The organism is Bacillota bacterium (assembly GCA_040754675.1).
In the GTDB taxonomy this organism is placed as follows: domain Bacteria; phylum Bacillota; class Limnochordia; order Limnochordales; family Geochordaceae; genus Geochorda.
The window spans coordinates 1-15,144 of the sequence record JBFMCJ010000045.1 but is presented as its reverse complement, the minus strand read 5'-3'; the positions used below and the strand labels follow the sequence as shown (position 1 = coordinate 15,144).

Sequence of the window (15,144 nt, the reverse complement as noted above, 5' to 3'; positions counted from 1 at the left end):
GAGGAAGCCACGAAAGGGTGGTGAACGCCTCGGCCCGCTCCTCCACCGTGCGCGCCCGCCGGTCCTCCATGAGAGCGTCAGCCCCTCCCCGCTGCCAGGTGCGCACTGCAGCCAGCGCGTCAGTACGCCCAGGCCCTATCCCGCACCTGCTTGTTCGCGGTTATAGTTCTTCTCGTTTGTAGCATACACCCGTGCGGCCCCCGCGGCCTCCGCTCCCGGGCGCTCCGGAAAGTGGTAGACTGCGTAGGTGGCGCAACGCGAGAGAGAACAGGGGGTGTCGGCGCCCTGCCATCCCTGCCCAAAGAGGGCGTTCGCCCGGTCTTCATCGGCATCGCCGGCGGCACGGGGTCGGGCAAGACCACCGTGGCGCAGGCCATTTTGCAGCGGGTGCCCCGAGCGAGGGCGACGCTTCTCGAACAGGACTCGTACTACAGGGATCAGAGCCACCTGACGCTCGAACAGCGCCGGCGCGTCAACTACGACCATCCGTCGGCGTTCGACACGGAGCTGCTGGTCGACCACCTGGACCGGCTGGCGAGGGGCGAGAGCATCGAAAAGCCGGTCTACGATTTCGCCACGTACATTCGGACGGCGCTGACGGTGCGGGTCGAACCCACCGACATCGTCATCGTCGAGGGCATCCTGGTGCTGGAAGACCCGAGGGTGCGCCAGAGGCTGGACATCAAGCTGTTCGTGGACACCGACGCCGACGTCCGGGTGCTCCGCCGGCTGATGCGGGACATCAAGGAACGAGGCCGCACCCTCGAGTCGGTGGTAGAGCAGTACCTCGAGACCGTACGCCCGATGCACCTGCAGTTCGTCGAACCCACCAGGCGCTACGCCGACCTGATCATCCCCGAGGGGGGCCTCAACGAGGTCGCCATCGACGTGCTGGCGAGCAAGGTCCGTGCCATCCTCGCGGAGAGGGCGCAGGGCAAGGTATCCACCGTGCTTTCTTGACTTACCATAGGAGCCGTGGCTATCCTATCCCGAGCCCTCCGAGCGAAGGCCGGGTCCCGTGAGGGCCACCCAAGTTGCGTCAGGGAGGAGAGCGATCCGCGGTGGCACACCAGATTACCGCCAGACAGTTTGCGTCCGTCCGTCAACTGGACGGGATCTCCGAGCGTACCATGACCGAGCACTACAAGCTCTACCAGGGGTATGTCAACAAGTACAACGAGATCATGGGCAAGCTGGCCGAACTCTCGGACGCGGACTACCAGGCGGCGAACCAGACCTACAGCCTGATCCGCTCGCTCAAGGTCGACCTCACCTTCGCCGTCGGCGGGGTCAAGAACCACGAGCTGTACTTCGACATCCTGGGTGGGGGCGGCGGAAAGGCATCCGGGGCGCTTCTTGCCCAGATCGAGAAGGACTTCGGAAGCTACGAACGGTGGGCCAAGGATCTGAAGGCCACGGGGATGGCCGCCCGCGGTTGGGCCTGGCTTGCCTGGGACCACGACCGGAAGTACCTCTTCAATTTCATCGGCGACGCGCAGAACACGTTCCCGGTCTGGAATGCCACGCCCATCCTTGCCCTGGATACCTATGAGCACGCCTACTTCATCGATTACGGGGTGAACCGGGGCGCCTACATCGACGCGTTCTTCCGCAACCTGGACTGGGCAAAGGTCGAAGAGCGCTTCGACGCCATCGCCCGATAAGAGACGCCATCCAGCTCGAGATACGCCGCCCCGGGATCCGCCAAACCGCCCTCGGCCAGGACCCGGGGCGGCGCATTGTGTACAAAGCCTCCGGCCGCTGCATATCCTGGCGTAGCCGGCGCTTCCACATGATACCGGCGCTTCCCGCACCGGGCCTGGAAGGATGTTGCCAGCCGGGCGTGGAATGCGCCTCCCAACCTCTGACCCTGACACGGCTCGCGCATTGGCCGCCGGCTCCATGGGCATACTGCCAGGGCGCTACCGGCTTGCCAGCCGGAACCTTCCGTACCGGACTGTGGAGGTACTCGAGACAGCGGTGGGAGAGGACACAACAGGGCCCTCTACGTCGCCGTGGCGGCCCCGGCCGGGCATGGCTGTCGCAGCAGTGGTAGCCGGGTTGATGGTGGGTTTCGTGCTGCTGGGGCCGCGGGTGACGGCCCCCCCAGCCTCCGCTTCGGCTCCTGCGGTGCTTTCCATCCGCTCCCACGAGTATCCTGAATGGGTGCGCCGGGTGGTCGCATCTCCCCCGAGGTCGGGGCAGAAGGGGACGGCGGTGCTGGCCGTTCAGCGGCTGCTCTTGAGCCTGGGCTATGACCTCACGCTGGACGGGGTGTACGGCCCCCGGACGACCAGGGCTCTGCAGCAATTTCAACAGCAAAGCAAGCTGAGCCCTACCGGCCAGGCAAACCGCGCAACCGTCGAGCACCTGGTCAGCGGCACCTGGTGGTACCCGGTGAAGCCGGGCGACACGCTGGGCGGCATCGCCAGCCTGTATGGCACGACCGTGCAAACCTTGCGCTCGCTGAACGGCCTGACCGGAACGACCATCCGGGCGGGGCAGAGATTGCTCGTACCCCGGGCCGGCATTGGCGGGACCATCACCGAGTGGGGCCGTTACCGGGTCCGGCGCGGCGACACGCTGTGGTCCGTGGCGAGGCGCTTCAAGGTCTCCCAGGAGGATCTGCAGCGCGCCAACGCCATCCTGGACCCGCGCAGCCTCACCCCCGGCCAGATGCTCTGGCTGCCGGCGCGCTCGCCGCAGCCCCAGGAAGGCACGCGGCTCAGCTGGCCGGTGACGGGCCCCATCACCTCGGGCTACGGGTGGCGCCACAGCCCCTTTGACCGAAACGAGCAGGAGTTCCACGAGGGGCTCGACATCGCCGTCCCCGTCGGGACGCCCGTGAGGGCCGCGGCCTCGGGCGTGGTCGTGCAGGCGGGGTGGATGGGCGGGTTCGGTTACGGCGTCGTCATTGCCCATGGCGGGGACCTTCAGACGCTGTACGGTCACCTCAAGCGCATCCGGGTGCAGGTGGGCCAGCAGGTAAAGCGCGGCGAGGTGATCGCCTGGTCGGGCTCCACCGGCCGTTCCACGGGGCCGCACCTGGACTTCCGGGTCAAGCAAAACGACCGCCCCGTCAACCCCCTCTCGCTCCTGCCCCCGCGATAAATGTCTTGCGACTGAGAATCATGTTCAACACAAAACCGGGCGCTACGGAGAATTGCTTTCCGAGGTTCATAGTTGACGTGATTAAGTAAGTGGGGTTATACTCCCCCCGGAAATCCGTATGCCCCTTCAATTCGGCCCCATCCGGACGAGGGAGTATATCAGCCGTGGCCGCAGCCGCACTTATCATGCTTCGCGAGGGCATTGAAGCGGCTCTCATCGTCGCGATCCTGCTCGGATACCTTCGCAAGATCGGGCGGGCACGCCATGCCCGCCACGTCTGGGCCGGAGTAACGGCGGCGGTGGCTGCCAGCTTGCTTCTGGCTGCACTCTTCTCCTGGCTTTTCGGCGGCCTGGAGGGGCGCGCCGAGGGGATCTTCGAAGGCGCCGTGATGCTGGCGGCAGTTGCCGTGCTCACCTCCATGATCCTCTGGATGCAGGCGCAGGCCCGCCATCTGAAAGGCCGCCTGGAGCATCAGGTCGAGCACGCGCTGTCGGCCGGCCAGCTCCTGGGGCTTTCGACCATCGCGTTCGTGGCCGTGCTGCGGGAAGGCGTCGAGAGTGTGCTGTTCCTGAGCGCGGTCTTCCTCGCGCAGCCGAGCGCGGGCGCAGCCGCAGGGGCGCTGCTGGGCGTGGCGGCCGCGGTCTTGCTGGCCTACCTGACGTTCCGGGCGTCGGTGAGACTCGACCTGCGCCAGTTCTTCTTCTACACGGGCCTCGTGCTCATCGTGGTGGCGGCGGGGCTCCTTGCGGCCGGCGTCCACGAGCTGCAGGAAGCCGGCGTGCTGCCCACGTTCGTCGAGCACGTGTGGGACATCAACTGGCTCATCAACGAGAAGAGCGCGCTGGGCTCGTTTTTGAAGGCGCTCGTGGGGTACAACGCGAACCCGTCGCTGCTCGAGGTTCTCGCCTGGATCGCCTACATGGCGACCGTCGGCGTTCGGTACGTGGGTGCCACCCGGCCCCGCCCGGCCGTCTCGGCGCCGGCTTCAGCTACCTGAGGAGCGGTCGGGAAGCGTGAAGGGCCGCACCTGCGGGGGCGCCGGGGAGCGGCGGTGGCGCCACAGCTCGATGAAGGGGCGCACCCGTGCCGCCCACCGGTCCTCCGCCTCCACGGCCCGCCGCAGGTCCCGGTACGGGCCGGCCTTGGGATCGGTGAGGTAGAGGGCCGGCAGCCCCACCACCACCAGGCGGTGAAACTCGGGCGCCCAGAGGCTGCGCGACACGGTCAGGCACCGCCGGAACAGCCACAAGAGCCGCCGCTCCCCGGCGGCCTGTTTTGGGTAGCATGCCGCGAAGTTGAGTTCGCCCGCGCGTGCGTCCTCGGCCTGGTCGATGGTGTAGTCGAGGAGGATATGCAGCGCCGAGATCCACGGGAAGTAGGCCGATCGGGTCTGCCGGCGCTCCCGCCACGAGCAGCCCCGGGCATCGGCCGCGAGCACCGCAAAGACGCCCAGAGTGGAACCGGCGGCCGCAGCGATCTCCCACCAGGCGAGGGGGCCGCCTTCGGGGATCCGTGCAGCCCAGCGCACCATCCGGGCTCGCCGCCCGCCGGGCGGGGAGTGCTTGCGCGACTGCATCTGGGCATACAGCCGCGCAAGGGGCCGTAGGAGTTGCACCGTGCGCTCTTCTCGCACAAGCTCCCCCGCGCTCCTCTGGCAGGTGCCGACGAGTTCGGCCATGTAGCCGCCGTCGTCGAAGCGCCGGCGGTAAAGCCGTACGGGCACTTCCGGCCCCTTCGGATCCAGGGCCACTACCAGGGCCTCGTGCAAGGCGCGCCGCATGAAGGCGTCCAGGGGGCGGCTGCGGTCACAAAGGTTATCCAGGAAGTCGCTCAGGGTCTGGTAGGCCACGCAAAAACGCACCATTCCGGCCGCCCGGCGCGCCGGCACGGCGGCCGCGAACATGGAGGCCCCCAGGCTGTGAAACGCCTTGTGGTCGATGCTGCCCAGGGCCTGCCGGCGCACCTCGGGGTCGGGGATGCAGCCGGCGCGATGGCGCCACGCGAGGAGTTCATGCCGGGCCGCTCGCAGCGCGTGCACCATGCGCGCTGCCGTCAGCGCCGCGACGGTTCCCTGCACAAAGCGAAACGCTGGAAAGGCCACTCGACATCTTCCAAGAAGGATTTCCCGCCGGGACTGTAAATTCATGCTGTCCAAAACGAAACCCGGGGCCCGAGCCGGAGGTGTGACACCCAAAAGAGCGCCGGCCCCGGCCTACCGGGGAGGAGGAGAGGTGTTTTTCATGCGCAAGCGGCCGGCCTCGATGGCGTTTGCCGTCCTCATGCTCCTCGTTACGATGGCCGCCGGCACCTTCGCGGCGCCCGCTCCAGGCAAGACGTACCACATCGGCATCATGCAGATCGTCGAGCACCCCTCCCTGGACGCGGCCCGCCGCGGCTTTCAGGATGCCCTCGCGGAACTGGGTTACCGGGAGGGCCAGAACGTCCGGTACGCGGTGCAAAGCGCCCAGGGCGATCTCGCGATCGCACAGACCATCGCCCGGCGGTTCGTGGCCGACCAGGTGGACATGATCCTGGCCATCGCCACGCCCACCGCCCAGGCCGCGGCGCAGGCCACCCGCACCATACCCATCCTCATCACGGCTGTCACCGACCCCGTGGCGGCGCGCCTGGTGGAGAGCCTGCAGCGCCCCGGTACCAACGTGACGGGCACCTCGGACATGACGCCGGTGGCCGCCCAGCTGGAGCTCCTCAAGAGACTCGCTCCCTCGGCCAGGCGCGTGGGCGTGGTTTACAACGCCGGCGAGGTGAACTCCCGGGTGCAGCTCGAACTCACCCGCGACGCGGCCCGCAGACTCGGCCTTGAACTGGTGGAGGCCAGCGCCGCTAGCAGCACCGAGGTACTGACGGCGGCCCAGTCCATCGCCCGGCGGGCGGATGCCTTCTACGTTTTCACCGACAACACCGTGGTGAGCGCCCTGGAGTCGGTCATCAAGGTGGCCGAGGATTACCGCAAGCCGCTCATCGTGGGCGAAGGCGACAGCGTGCGGCGCGGCGGGCTTGCCAGCGTAGCCATCGACTACTACCAGCTCGGGCGGCAGACGGGCCGGATGGCGGCACAGGTGCTGGAGGGCCGCTCGCCGGCCGAGATGCCGATCCAGTTCCAGGAAGAGGCTCGCCTCATCATCAACCTCCAGGCGGCATCTCGAATGGGTGTGGTGGTTTCAGGCGAACTCTTGCAGCAGGCGGCGGAGGTGATCCGCTGATCGGCGCCGACCTGGTTCAGGCGGTCGTTGAGCAGGGACTGCTCTTCGGCATCATGGTGCTGGGAGTCTTCCTGTCGTTCCGGGTGCTCAACGTGCCCGACCTGACCGTCGACGGGAGCTTTCCGCTGGGCGGTGCGGTGGCCGCCTCCCTCATCGCAGGTGGGGCAGCGCCACCGGCCGCCACGCTGGCGGCGTTCGGCGCGGGGGTGCTGGCGGGGGCCTGCACCGGCTTGTTGCACGCGCGCATGCGCATCCCGGCGCTCCTTGCCGGGATTCTCACGATGACGGCGCTGTTCTCCATCAATCTGCGCATCATGGGACGGCCCAACGTCCCGCTCCTTCGTATGCCGACGCTCGTCCAGTACGTCGAAAAGACCCCCGTCGGCACGCAGGCGCCGGCGCTCGTCCTCTTCCTGGCGGTGGCCGCGGGCATGTCGGGCGTGCTGTACTGGTTCTTGCGAACCGAGGTGGGGCTCAGCTTGCGCGCCACGGGCGACAACGAAAGCATGGTGGCAAGCGCCGGGATCGAGGCCGGGTCGGCCAAGACGTTGGGACTTTCGATTTCCAACGGGATGGTGGCGCTCTCCGGCGCGCTGACGGCACAATATCAGGGGTTTGCCGACGTCAACATGGGGTTCGGCACCATCGTGGCAGGCCTTGCGTCCGTCATCCTGGGCGAGGCGATCCTGCGGCCCCGGCGGCTTCACGCGGCGCTCGCGGCTGCCGTGGTCGGAAGCCTGGCGTATCGGGCCTCTATCGCGGGGGCGCTCGAACTCGGGCTCGCTCCCGGGGACCTGAAGCTCGCCACGGCGCTTCTCGTCGTCCCGGCGCTGGCGCTGCCGGCCCTTCCGGGATCCCGGCGGATGCGCCACCTTCGTCTTCCGTTTCCCCTGCCCCGGCGCCCGGCATGGCCTGCGGCGGTGCACCACGCGCATCCGGACGGGCGCAAAGGCCCTGGGCCTTGAGAATGGTGGCGGCGGTGCAGACATGCTGCGACTGGTTCAGGTCCAAAAGGCCTTCCACGACACATCGCCGGACACCCGCCCGGCGCTTGCCGGCGTTTCGCTGCACCTCACCGAAGGCGAGTTTGCCACGCTCGTCGGCAGCAACGGCGCCGGGAAGACCACCCTTCTCAACGTCGTGGCGGGTTCGCTTTTGCCCGACTCGGGACGCGTCGTCATCGACGGCCGCGACGTGACCGACTGGCCGGAGTACCGCCGCTCGGCCTTCATCGGGCGGGTCTTCCAGGACCCCCGGGCCGGCACGGCGGGGACGCTCACCGTGGAGGAGAACATGGTGCTCGCCATGACCCGCGGCAGCCGCCGCGGTCTCGCCCTCGCCCTGCAGGCGAGCAGGCGAAGGGAGATCGCCGCGGCCCTGGCGCGGCTGGGAATGGGCCTGGAGCGGCGACTCCAGACCCCCGTGAACCACCTCTCCGGTGGCCAGCGGCAGGCCCTCGCCATCCTGATGGCCACCATGCACCGAGGAACCCGGCTGTTGCTGCTGGACGAGCACACGGCCGCCCTGGATCCCCAGGCCGCCGAGACGGTCCTCGAACTCACGCGGGAGCTCGTGGCCGCCTCCCGGCTCACCACGTTGATGGTGACCCACAACCTGAAACACGCGCTGAGCCTCGGAGACCGTACGCTGCTGATGCATCAGGGGCGCATCGTCCTCGACCTGCGGGGCAACCAGCGCCGCCGCATGACACTCCAGGGGTTCATGGAGGCCTTCCGGCAGGCGTGCGGGGAGGCCGCCCTCGACGACGAGCTGGTGCTTGGATCTACTCCGTAAGTGAAGCGGAGGTGCCCCAGGCTGCCATGTACACGTCGCCACTGGCGGCAGCCGCTGCCCGGTTCGGCCATCATCTCAAGAACGAACTGGCCCTGGCCCGGGCGGCCCTCCAGCTTGCCATGCAGCACTGCCGCGACGACCCCGGGGTGCGGTACCTGCAGCGGGCACTGGGGGCCATCGACTCGGCCGTTCGCCTGGCCGATGTGACGGAGGTGGCCCAACTGCCCGGGGCGGTGCAGATGAAGCCAGTGGACCTGGTTCACCTTTCGGAAGGCCTGCTGGAGGTGCTGTCGCCGCGCTTCGAGCAGACCGGGGTGCAGGCTGTCTGGGCGGGCGCCCCCACCGGGGGCCCGGTCCGGGTTAGCGGGGATGAGACCCTCCTGGCGCTGGCCCTTACCAATGTGCTGGTAAACGCCATTGAGGCGACGCCCCCCGGCGGCCGGGTAACGGTGAAGGTCGCAGGGGAAGGCGCGACAGGGTCCTGGGCCGAATTGACGGTACAGGACAGCGGCCCCGGGTTTGCCCCCGAGCTTCTCGGCCGGATCCTGCGAGAGCCGGTGACCACCAAGGGGCCGGGCAACACGGGCTGGGGTCTTCTCATCGTGCGGGAGATCGTGGAGGGGGTTCACGGCGGGCGGGTGGAAGTGGGCAACGCCCCGGAAGGCGGCGCCGTGTGCCGCATCCACCTGCCGCGCGGCCAGGAACAAGCGTGCGCGACCTGACCGCCCGTCCGGAGGGAGGCTGCATTTCCAGGTGCACGCGGTGGCGCTTCTGTGGATCGTGGACAAGGAGGCCAACACTCAGCTTCGCCCGGCCCACCTGGAGTACCTGGCCCGGCTGCACCGTGAGGGCCGGGTGGTGATGGCCGGGCCCTTTGCAGACGGCAGCGGCGGCATGGTTATCTATCGCGTGCGCTCCATGGAGGAGGCGCGAAAGCTCGTCCTGGAAGATCCCGTCATAAGCGGGGGCGCCCGCCGCTTCACACTGCTGGAATGGACGCCGCTCGCGCTCGAGAGCCTGTAGGCTCTGCGCCGCTCGCACCGTCCGCCGCCCCTGCAGGCCCCCACGAGCCCGCTGCGGCGGAGGCGCGTTCTGCGGCACGCTTTGCGGCCGGCGTGCTGCTGGTGCTCAGCTCGGCCGTCGCGTTCGGAGCGATGCCGGCACTGGCCCGCGTCGCCTACGCATACGGTGCGACAGCGTTCACCCTGCTGGCAGCCCGGTTCGCTGTGGCCTGGGCAGCGCTGGCCGTTGTTTCCAGGGTGGCCGCCGCAAGGGGTCCCGCCCGGAGCGGCGGCACTCTGCGGCGTGACCGGGTAGCCGGGCTGCTTTTGGGCGCTGCTTTGTACGCGGGGACGGCCATGGGGTTTTTTGCCGCGCTGCAATTCGTGCCGGCCAGCGTGGCGGCCCTGCTTTTCTATACCTACCCGGCCCTGGTGGCAGCCGGATCGGCGGGGATCCACCGTTATGCTCCCGGTAAAGCCCAGGGCGCGGCGGTGGCGGCAGCGGTTGCCGGCAGCGCGCTGGTAGCCGGCGCCAGCCTCCGGGACCTCGACGGGCGGGGGGTGGTGCTTGCGCTGGCCGCCGCGGCCTCGTACGCGGGGTATATCTTGCTGAGCCATTCGGTGCAGGCCCGGCTGGGCACAAGCGACCTGGCGCGGCGGGTGAGCGCGGGGGCACTTTTCTCCTCGCTTGCCGCCGTCCTGATCGCGGGAGACAGCTTCACCGCCATCCGGGCCCCGGGCTGGGCGGCCGCCGTGACCCTCGGGCTCGTCTCCACGGTGTACGCGGTGACGGCCTTCCTGGCGGGCATGGCCAGGGTCGGGCCGACGGTCGCGTCGGTCCTGTCGGCAGCCGAGCCGGTCACGGCCCTCGCCCTGGCGGCTCTTGTGCTGGGCGAACACCTGGCGCCGGCACAGGCGGTGGGGGCGGCTCTGATCGTGACGGCCGTGGTACTCGTCAGCGTACCCACGTCCGGCGGACAACGTGGCTCTCGCCACAAGGAGGAGGGCATGACCCGTGCAGCACACTCAGGAGCGAGCGCGCCCAAGACATGAGTTCGAGCAGTTCTTCGCGATCCGGCGCCATCAGCCGACCCTGGCGTTCAGCCCCGACGGGCGCTTCGTCTACTTCTCCTCGGACATCTCGGGGCAGTTCAATCTGTGGAGGGTGCCCGTCGAAGGAGGCTGGCCCGACCAGCTGACGGTCTTCGAGGACCGCACGGTGCGCATCGTTGCGGCTTCACCCAACAGTGACCGGGTCGTTTTCCTGGCCGACAGGAACGGCACCGAGTTCTGGCAGCTGTTCGCACTGCCCGCCGCGGGCGGGTGGCCGGTGCTGCTCACGCCCCGGGAGGATGTCCGTTACGAGATTGGGCCGGGCGCCATCTCCCCGGACGGCTCGCTTCTGGCGTACGGCGGCAACGAGCACAGCCCCACGGACGTGGACGTGATGGTCCGGGAGCTGCCGGACGGCGAAGTGCGGCGCGTCCTCTCGACCGGCGAGTACCTGGAGCCCGCCTTCTGGGCCCCTGACGGGCAGCGGATGACGGTAGTCGCCGCTCGGTCCAACACCGACCAGGACGTCTACGTGCTGGACGTACGAACCGGCGCCTACCACAACGTGACGCCCCACGAAGGCCAGGTCATCCACCTTCCGGGGCCCTGGCTGCCTGACGGGTCGGCGTTCTTGCTGGCGACCAACCGGGGCCGGGAGTTTACGGGGCTTGCGCTCGCCAGGCCTGGCGCACCCGGGGAGCTTGAATGGATCTACACCCCGGATTGGGACGTGGAGGGTGCCGACATCAACCCGGACGGCGAGACGGCTGCGGTGGTGGTCAACGAAGGCGGCTACAGCCGGGTGCGCCTGCTCGAGCTGCCCTCCGGGCGGGTGAGAAGCGAGCTTCCCGTGCCCGAAGGGGTCGTCGGGGCCCTTCGCTTTTCGCCCGGCGGCCGGTACCTGGCCCTGATGGTGGCCACGCCCCGGCGATCCGGCGAGCTTTACACGCTGCGAATGGCCGACGGCCGCCTGTTTCGCCTGACCTCCAGCATGCTGGGCGGGATCCCGGACGAGGATCTGGTGGTTCCAGAACTGATCGGGTACCCCACGTTCGACGGGCGGAGGATCCCGGCGTGGCTCTACCGCCCGGCCGGCGCCGGCCCGGGCAACCCCGCGCCCGTGGTGCTCTCCATCCACGGCGGCCCGGAGGCGCAGGAGCGGCCCACCTATCACCCGCTCTACCAGTACCTCCTGAACCGTGGCATCGGGGTGATGGCGCCCAACATACGAGGCTCGTCCGGATACGGGATCACCTACCAGCGCCTGATCCACCGGGACTGGGGCGGCGCCGAACTCAAGGACATCGAGGCCGCCGCCCGCTACCTGCAGGGCCTTGTCTGGGTGGACGGGAGCCGGCTTGGAGTCTATGGGGGCAGCTTCGGCGGGTTTGCCACCCTGTCGGCGGTGACACGGCTTCCCCAGTACTGGGCCGCGGCGGTGGACATCGTCGGCCCGAGCAACCTGGTCACGTTTGCAAAGAGTGTGCCGCCGACGTGGCGGCGCTTCATGAAAGAGTGGGTCGGCGACCCCGACGAGGACCGGGAGTTTCTCCTGCAACGGTCACCCATCACGTACGTGGACCAGGTGCGGGCGCCGCTTCTCGTCATCCAGGGCCACAACGACCCGCGAGTGGTAAAGGCCGAATCCGACCAGATGGTGGAGCGCCTGCGGCAGCTCGGCCGCACGGTGGAGTACGTGGTCTTCGAAGACGAAGGCCACGGCTTCACCCGGCGGGCCAATCTGCAGCGGGCGTACCGCCTCACGGCGGACTTCTTCGAGCGTTTCCTGCTCGCAGGCTAGTACTGCCCCGTTTAGCAAAGGGCGGAAGAGCGCCGCTCAGGCGGCGGGTCAGGTCGGATAGCCCCGCAACCACCTGGCGCACCTCTGCCGGGGCGGCCTCGCCCTGGACCCACTGCACGAACTCGTCCACGTCCAGGAGCAGCACCTGCCCGCCCGGGCGCACGAACGCGTCCAGCACCAGGTCCCGATACGCCCATTCCCCCGATGCCTGCCGTACGCCCTCGGTGAAGTCCACGTACCAGCCTCGAAGATCCCCGCCCCGCCCCATCAGGCGCAGGTAGACTGCCGGCGCCCCCTCCCGGTAGTACTCCAGGCACGGGTCGCCGGGGCGCATGGTGACGAAGGGCGTCTTCCAGACGAGCCCGGCCCACGCCGTTCGCACCACGAAAAACCCGCCGGACATGCCGGCAAGCTCTCCCGGGTAGCGGATGCGGAGACTCCCGTCGCTTCGTTGCTTGGCGATCCAGACGGTGCGCGCCTTTCTGCCCGGCATGCTCCTCGCCCCCTGAAGAGGGGATCCGCACGTTCGGAGAACTTTCTCATCGGAAACGCGACAGATTCCTGCAGCCAGGGGGGAAGTCGTGTGCGAGTCCGGGACAAGATGACGGCCAACCCCATCGCCGTAGAGCCCACGACGCCGGTCTCGGAGGCGCTGCGGTTGATGGACGGCCGCAAGATTCGAAGGCTTCCCGTCGTTTCCCGCGACCAGCTCGTGGGCATCGTGACGCTTCTCGACCTCATGCGGGTCTCCGCTTCCCCGGCCACGAGCCTGAGCATCTACGAGCTTCGCTACCTTTTGGACAAGCTCACGGTTCAGGAGGCCATGACCCGCCGGGTCATCACGGTGGCGCCCGACGAACCCATCGAACAGGCAGCGCTCCTCATGAGAGAGCACAAGATCGGCGGCCTTCCCGTGGTGGAAGACGGGCGGCTGGTGGGCATCATCACGGAGACAGACATCTTCGATGCGTTCGTGGACCTGCTGGGGATGCGCAAGCCGGGCATCCGCCTGGAGGTGGACTGCGCCGACCGCCCCGGTGAACTTGCACGCATCGCCTCCGTCATAGCGGGCCGGGGTCTCAACATCCACAGCGTGGTCACCACGCCCTCCGCGCCGGGGCAGGCTCACCTGGTCTTCCGCATCCAGGGCGACGACGTGGCGTCGTTGGCCGCTGAACTGGAACAGGAGGCGGGCTGCCGCGTCAACTGGGAGGTCCGGCCCGGGGCTGGCTGACGCGCTTTGGGGCCTGTTTGACCCGCTGATTGCCGAATACTTCGGCCGGCGCTTCGGCCGCCCGACGCCTGCCCAGAGCCTGGGCTGGCCGGTCATCCGGTCGGGACGGGACGCGCTCATCATCGCGCCCACGGGGTCGGGCAAGACGCTCGCGGCGTTCCTCGTCACCATTGACGAGCTGGTGCGCTGGAACGGACCGCCTGCCAGCAAAGAAGAAGAACCGCCCCGCATCCACACCCTGTACGTCTCGCCCCTGCGGGCTTTGAGCCACGACATCCACCGCAGCCTCGAACAGCCGCTGGAAGAACTTTCGGCGGCAGCCCGGGAGCAGCGCCGGCCGTGGCGTGCCATCGAGGTGGCCGTGCGAACGGCAGACACGCCGGAGCGAACCCGGCGCGCCATGGTGCGCCGCCCCCCTCATCTGCTGATCACCACGCCCGAATCCCTCTTCCTCATGCTGCTCTCGCCGCGCCTTCGCCCGGCGCTTGCAAGGGTGCGCCGTGTCATCATCGACGAACTGCACGCGCTGGCCCCCACCAAGCGCGGCGCTCACCTCGCCCTCTGCCTGGAACTCCTGGATGAGCTGACCGGGCACCGCGCACAGCGCATCGGGCTTTCTGCCACCGTCCGCCCGCCTGAGGCCGCGGCCGCCTTCCTGGGTGGCGACCGGGCCGCGCAGGTACAGATCCTCGATACCGGGGGCCGCCGGCAGATGGATCTGCAGGTGGTGCTCCCGGCCGAGGACTTCCCCGGCGGACCGGAGGGGACCGTCTGGCCTTCCATCGTGCGCCGCCTGCTCGAACTGGTCGAGGCGCACCGGTCGACCCTGGTTTTCGTCAACAACCGCCGCCAGGCTGAGCGGCTCACCCACCAGCTCAACGAACTGGCCGGGCGGCGGCTTGCGCTGACGCACCACGGCAGCATGTCCCGGGCCGCCCGCCTCTACGTGGAACAGGCGCTGAAGGCGGGGGAGCTGAGGGCCGTGGTGGCCACCGCCACCCTCGAACTCGGGATCGACGTGGGCTTCATCGACCTGGTGGTGCACGTGGAATCCCCCGCGGAGGTGGCCCAGGGCCTCCAGCGGGTGGGCCGGTCAGGCCACGCCGTCGCGGCATCGAGCAAGGGCCGCATCATCCCGAAGAACCCCGGGGACCTCCTGGAAGCGGCGGCCGCGGCGCGTGCCATCGCCGCTTTCGACATCGAGCCGCTGCATCCGGTTCGCCAGCCCCTGGACGTGCTGGCCCAGTTCGTGGCGGGAGCCGCCACCGTCCGCTCGTGGGACGAGGACGAGCTCTTCGCCCTGGTCCGCCGGGCCCAGCCGTTCGCGGACCTTTCCCGGGAAATGTTTCGCGACGTGCTGGCGTTGATGGCCGGAGACGTACCCCTCACGGCACGGGTCGGTGTTCCCGGCCCTCACGGCGCCGGGGTCTCTCCGTCCCTGCGGCCGGTAAGGCCGCGCATCCGCCGGGATCTCGCCACGGGTCGCATCACCGCTGCTCCGGGCACCCTGCCGCTGTTGTATGCCAACGCCGGCACCATCCCGGATCGCGGGCTGTACCCCGTCTACCTGCAGGGCACCGACGTCAAGTTGGGGGAGCTGGACGAGGAATTCACCTACGAAAGGCGCCGGGGCGACGTCTTCTGGCTCGGCATGGGCGCGTGGCGGATCGAGGAGATCAGGCCCGACCGGGTCATCGTGAGCCGGGCTTCGCAGGCGGGCCTCGCCACGATCCCGTTCTGGCGGGGCGAGGGCCTGAGCCGCTCCACGCTTCTGGGGCGCCACGCCGGGTCGTTGCTGGCGCAGCTCGAACGGCGGCTCGGGCGCGGGGGCGATGATGCCGAGCGTCGAACGGCGCGGTGGCTCCAGGAGTCATGCAACATGTATGAAGCCGCGGCCGCGGCGCTTCTGCGCTACGCGGCGCGGC

Annotated in this window: 15 protein-coding genes; 13 read left to right on the top strand and 2 right to left on the bottom strand. The window is 68.9% G+C overall.

The window, feature by feature from the left end; all coding sequences use genetic code 11:
• Positions 1–294: 294 nt before the first annotated feature.
• The 4 genes from udk to efeU all read left to right on the top strand — a co-directional run bounded on the left by udk (position 295) and on the right by efeU (position 4,109).
• Positions 295–960, top strand: coding sequence for a uridine kinase (gene udk, locus AB1609_04580; GenBank protein ID MEW6045747.1), 666 nt, complete (start codon positions 295–297; stop codon positions 958–960).
• Positions 961–1,061: 101 nt separating this feature from the next.
• A complete protein-coding gene (locus tag AB1609_04575) occupies positions 1,062–1,664 on the top strand; it encodes a Fe-Mn family superoxide dismutase (protein ID MEW6045746.1) in 603 nt (200 codons plus the stop codon).
• 370 nt (positions 1,665–2,034) lie between these two features.
• On the top strand, positions 2,035–3,111 hold the full coding sequence (locus tag AB1609_04570; protein MEW6045745.1) for a peptidoglycan DD-metalloendopeptidase family protein: 1,077 nt from the start codon (positions 2,035–2,037) through the stop codon (positions 3,109–3,111).
• Between the two features lie 164 nt (positions 3,112–3,275).
• Positions 3,276–4,109 carry an iron uptake transporter permease EfeU gene (efeU, locus tag AB1609_04565; protein MEW6045744.1) on the top strand — a complete coding sequence of 278 codons (834 nt, stop codon included), beginning with the start codon at positions 3,276–3,278 and terminating at the stop codon, positions 4,107–4,109.
• On the opposite strand, the gene AB1609_04560 is transcribed toward efeU, so the two are convergent.
• The gene (locus AB1609_04560) at positions 4,098–5,213 is read right to left on the bottom strand and encodes a DUF2600 family protein (protein ID MEW6045743.1); all 1,116 of its coding nucleotides are present in this window, start codon (positions 5,211–5,213) and stop codon (positions 4,098–4,100) included. The genes efeU and AB1609_04560 overlap by 12 nt on opposite strands.
• 139 nt (positions 5,214–5,352) lie before the next feature.
• On the opposite strand from AB1609_04560, the gene AB1609_04555 reads away from it, so the two are divergent.
• The 7 genes from AB1609_04555 to AB1609_04525 are packed head-to-tail and all read left to right on the top strand — an operon-like array spanning position 5,353 to position 11,985.
• A complete protein-coding gene (locus AB1609_04555; GenBank protein MEW6045742.1) occupies positions 5,353–6,336 on the top strand; it encodes an ABC transporter substrate-binding protein in 984 nt (327 codons plus the stop codon).
• Positions 6,333–7,301, top strand: a complete 969-nt coding sequence (locus AB1609_04550; protein MEW6045741.1) for an ABC transporter permease — start codon at positions 6,333–6,335, stop codon at positions 7,299–7,301. The genes AB1609_04555 and AB1609_04550 overlap by 4 nt, the downstream gene beginning before the upstream one ends.
• A gap of 22 nt (positions 7,302–7,323) precedes the next feature.
• Complete coding sequence (locus AB1609_04545) at positions 7,324–8,130, top strand: ATP-binding cassette domain-containing protein (protein MEW6045740.1); 807 nt, start codon at positions 7,324–7,326, stop codon at positions 8,128–8,130.
• Between the two features lie 26 nt (positions 8,131–8,156).
• Complete coding sequence (locus AB1609_04540; GenBank protein ID MEW6045739.1) at positions 8,157–8,852, top strand: ATP-binding protein; 696 nt, start codon at positions 8,157–8,159, stop codon at positions 8,850–8,852.
• 31 nt (positions 8,853–8,883) lie between these two features.
• Positions 8,884–9,153, top strand: coding sequence for a YciI family protein (locus AB1609_04535; GenBank protein MEW6045738.1), 270 nt, complete (start codon positions 8,884–8,886; stop codon positions 9,151–9,153).
• Positions 9,123–10,184 (top strand): DMT family transporter, encoded by a 1,062-nt coding sequence (locus AB1609_04530; GenBank protein ID MEW6045737.1) that lies wholly within the window; start codon positions 9,123–9,125, stop codon positions 10,182–10,184. The genes AB1609_04535 and AB1609_04530 overlap by 31 nt, the downstream gene beginning before the upstream one ends.
• The gene (locus AB1609_04525; GenBank protein MEW6045736.1) at positions 10,147–11,985 is read left to right on the top strand and encodes a S9 family peptidase; all 1,839 of its coding nucleotides are present in this window, start codon (positions 10,147–10,149) and stop codon (positions 11,983–11,985) included. The genes AB1609_04530 and AB1609_04525 overlap by 38 nt, the downstream gene beginning before the upstream one ends.
• Here AB1609_04525 and AB1609_04520 read toward each other — a convergent pair.
• Positions 11,945–12,478 (bottom strand): DUF402 domain-containing protein, encoded by a 534-nt coding sequence (locus AB1609_04520; protein ID MEW6045735.1) that lies wholly within the window; start codon positions 12,476–12,478, stop codon positions 11,945–11,947. The two genes, AB1609_04525 and AB1609_04520, sit on opposite strands and share 41 nt — an antisense overlap.
• Positions 12,479–12,568: 90 nt before the next feature.
• On the opposite strand from AB1609_04520, the gene AB1609_04515 reads away from it, so the two are divergent.
• On the top strand, positions 12,569–13,219 hold the full coding sequence (locus AB1609_04515; GenBank protein MEW6045734.1) for a CBS and ACT domain-containing protein: 651 nt from the start codon (positions 12,569–12,571) through the stop codon (positions 13,217–13,219).
• The coding region (locus AB1609_04510; GenBank protein MEW6045733.1) for a DEAD/DEAH box helicase at positions 13,158–15,144 on the top strand (1,987 nt) is incomplete at its 3' end. The genes AB1609_04515 and AB1609_04510, both read left to right, overlap by 62 nt.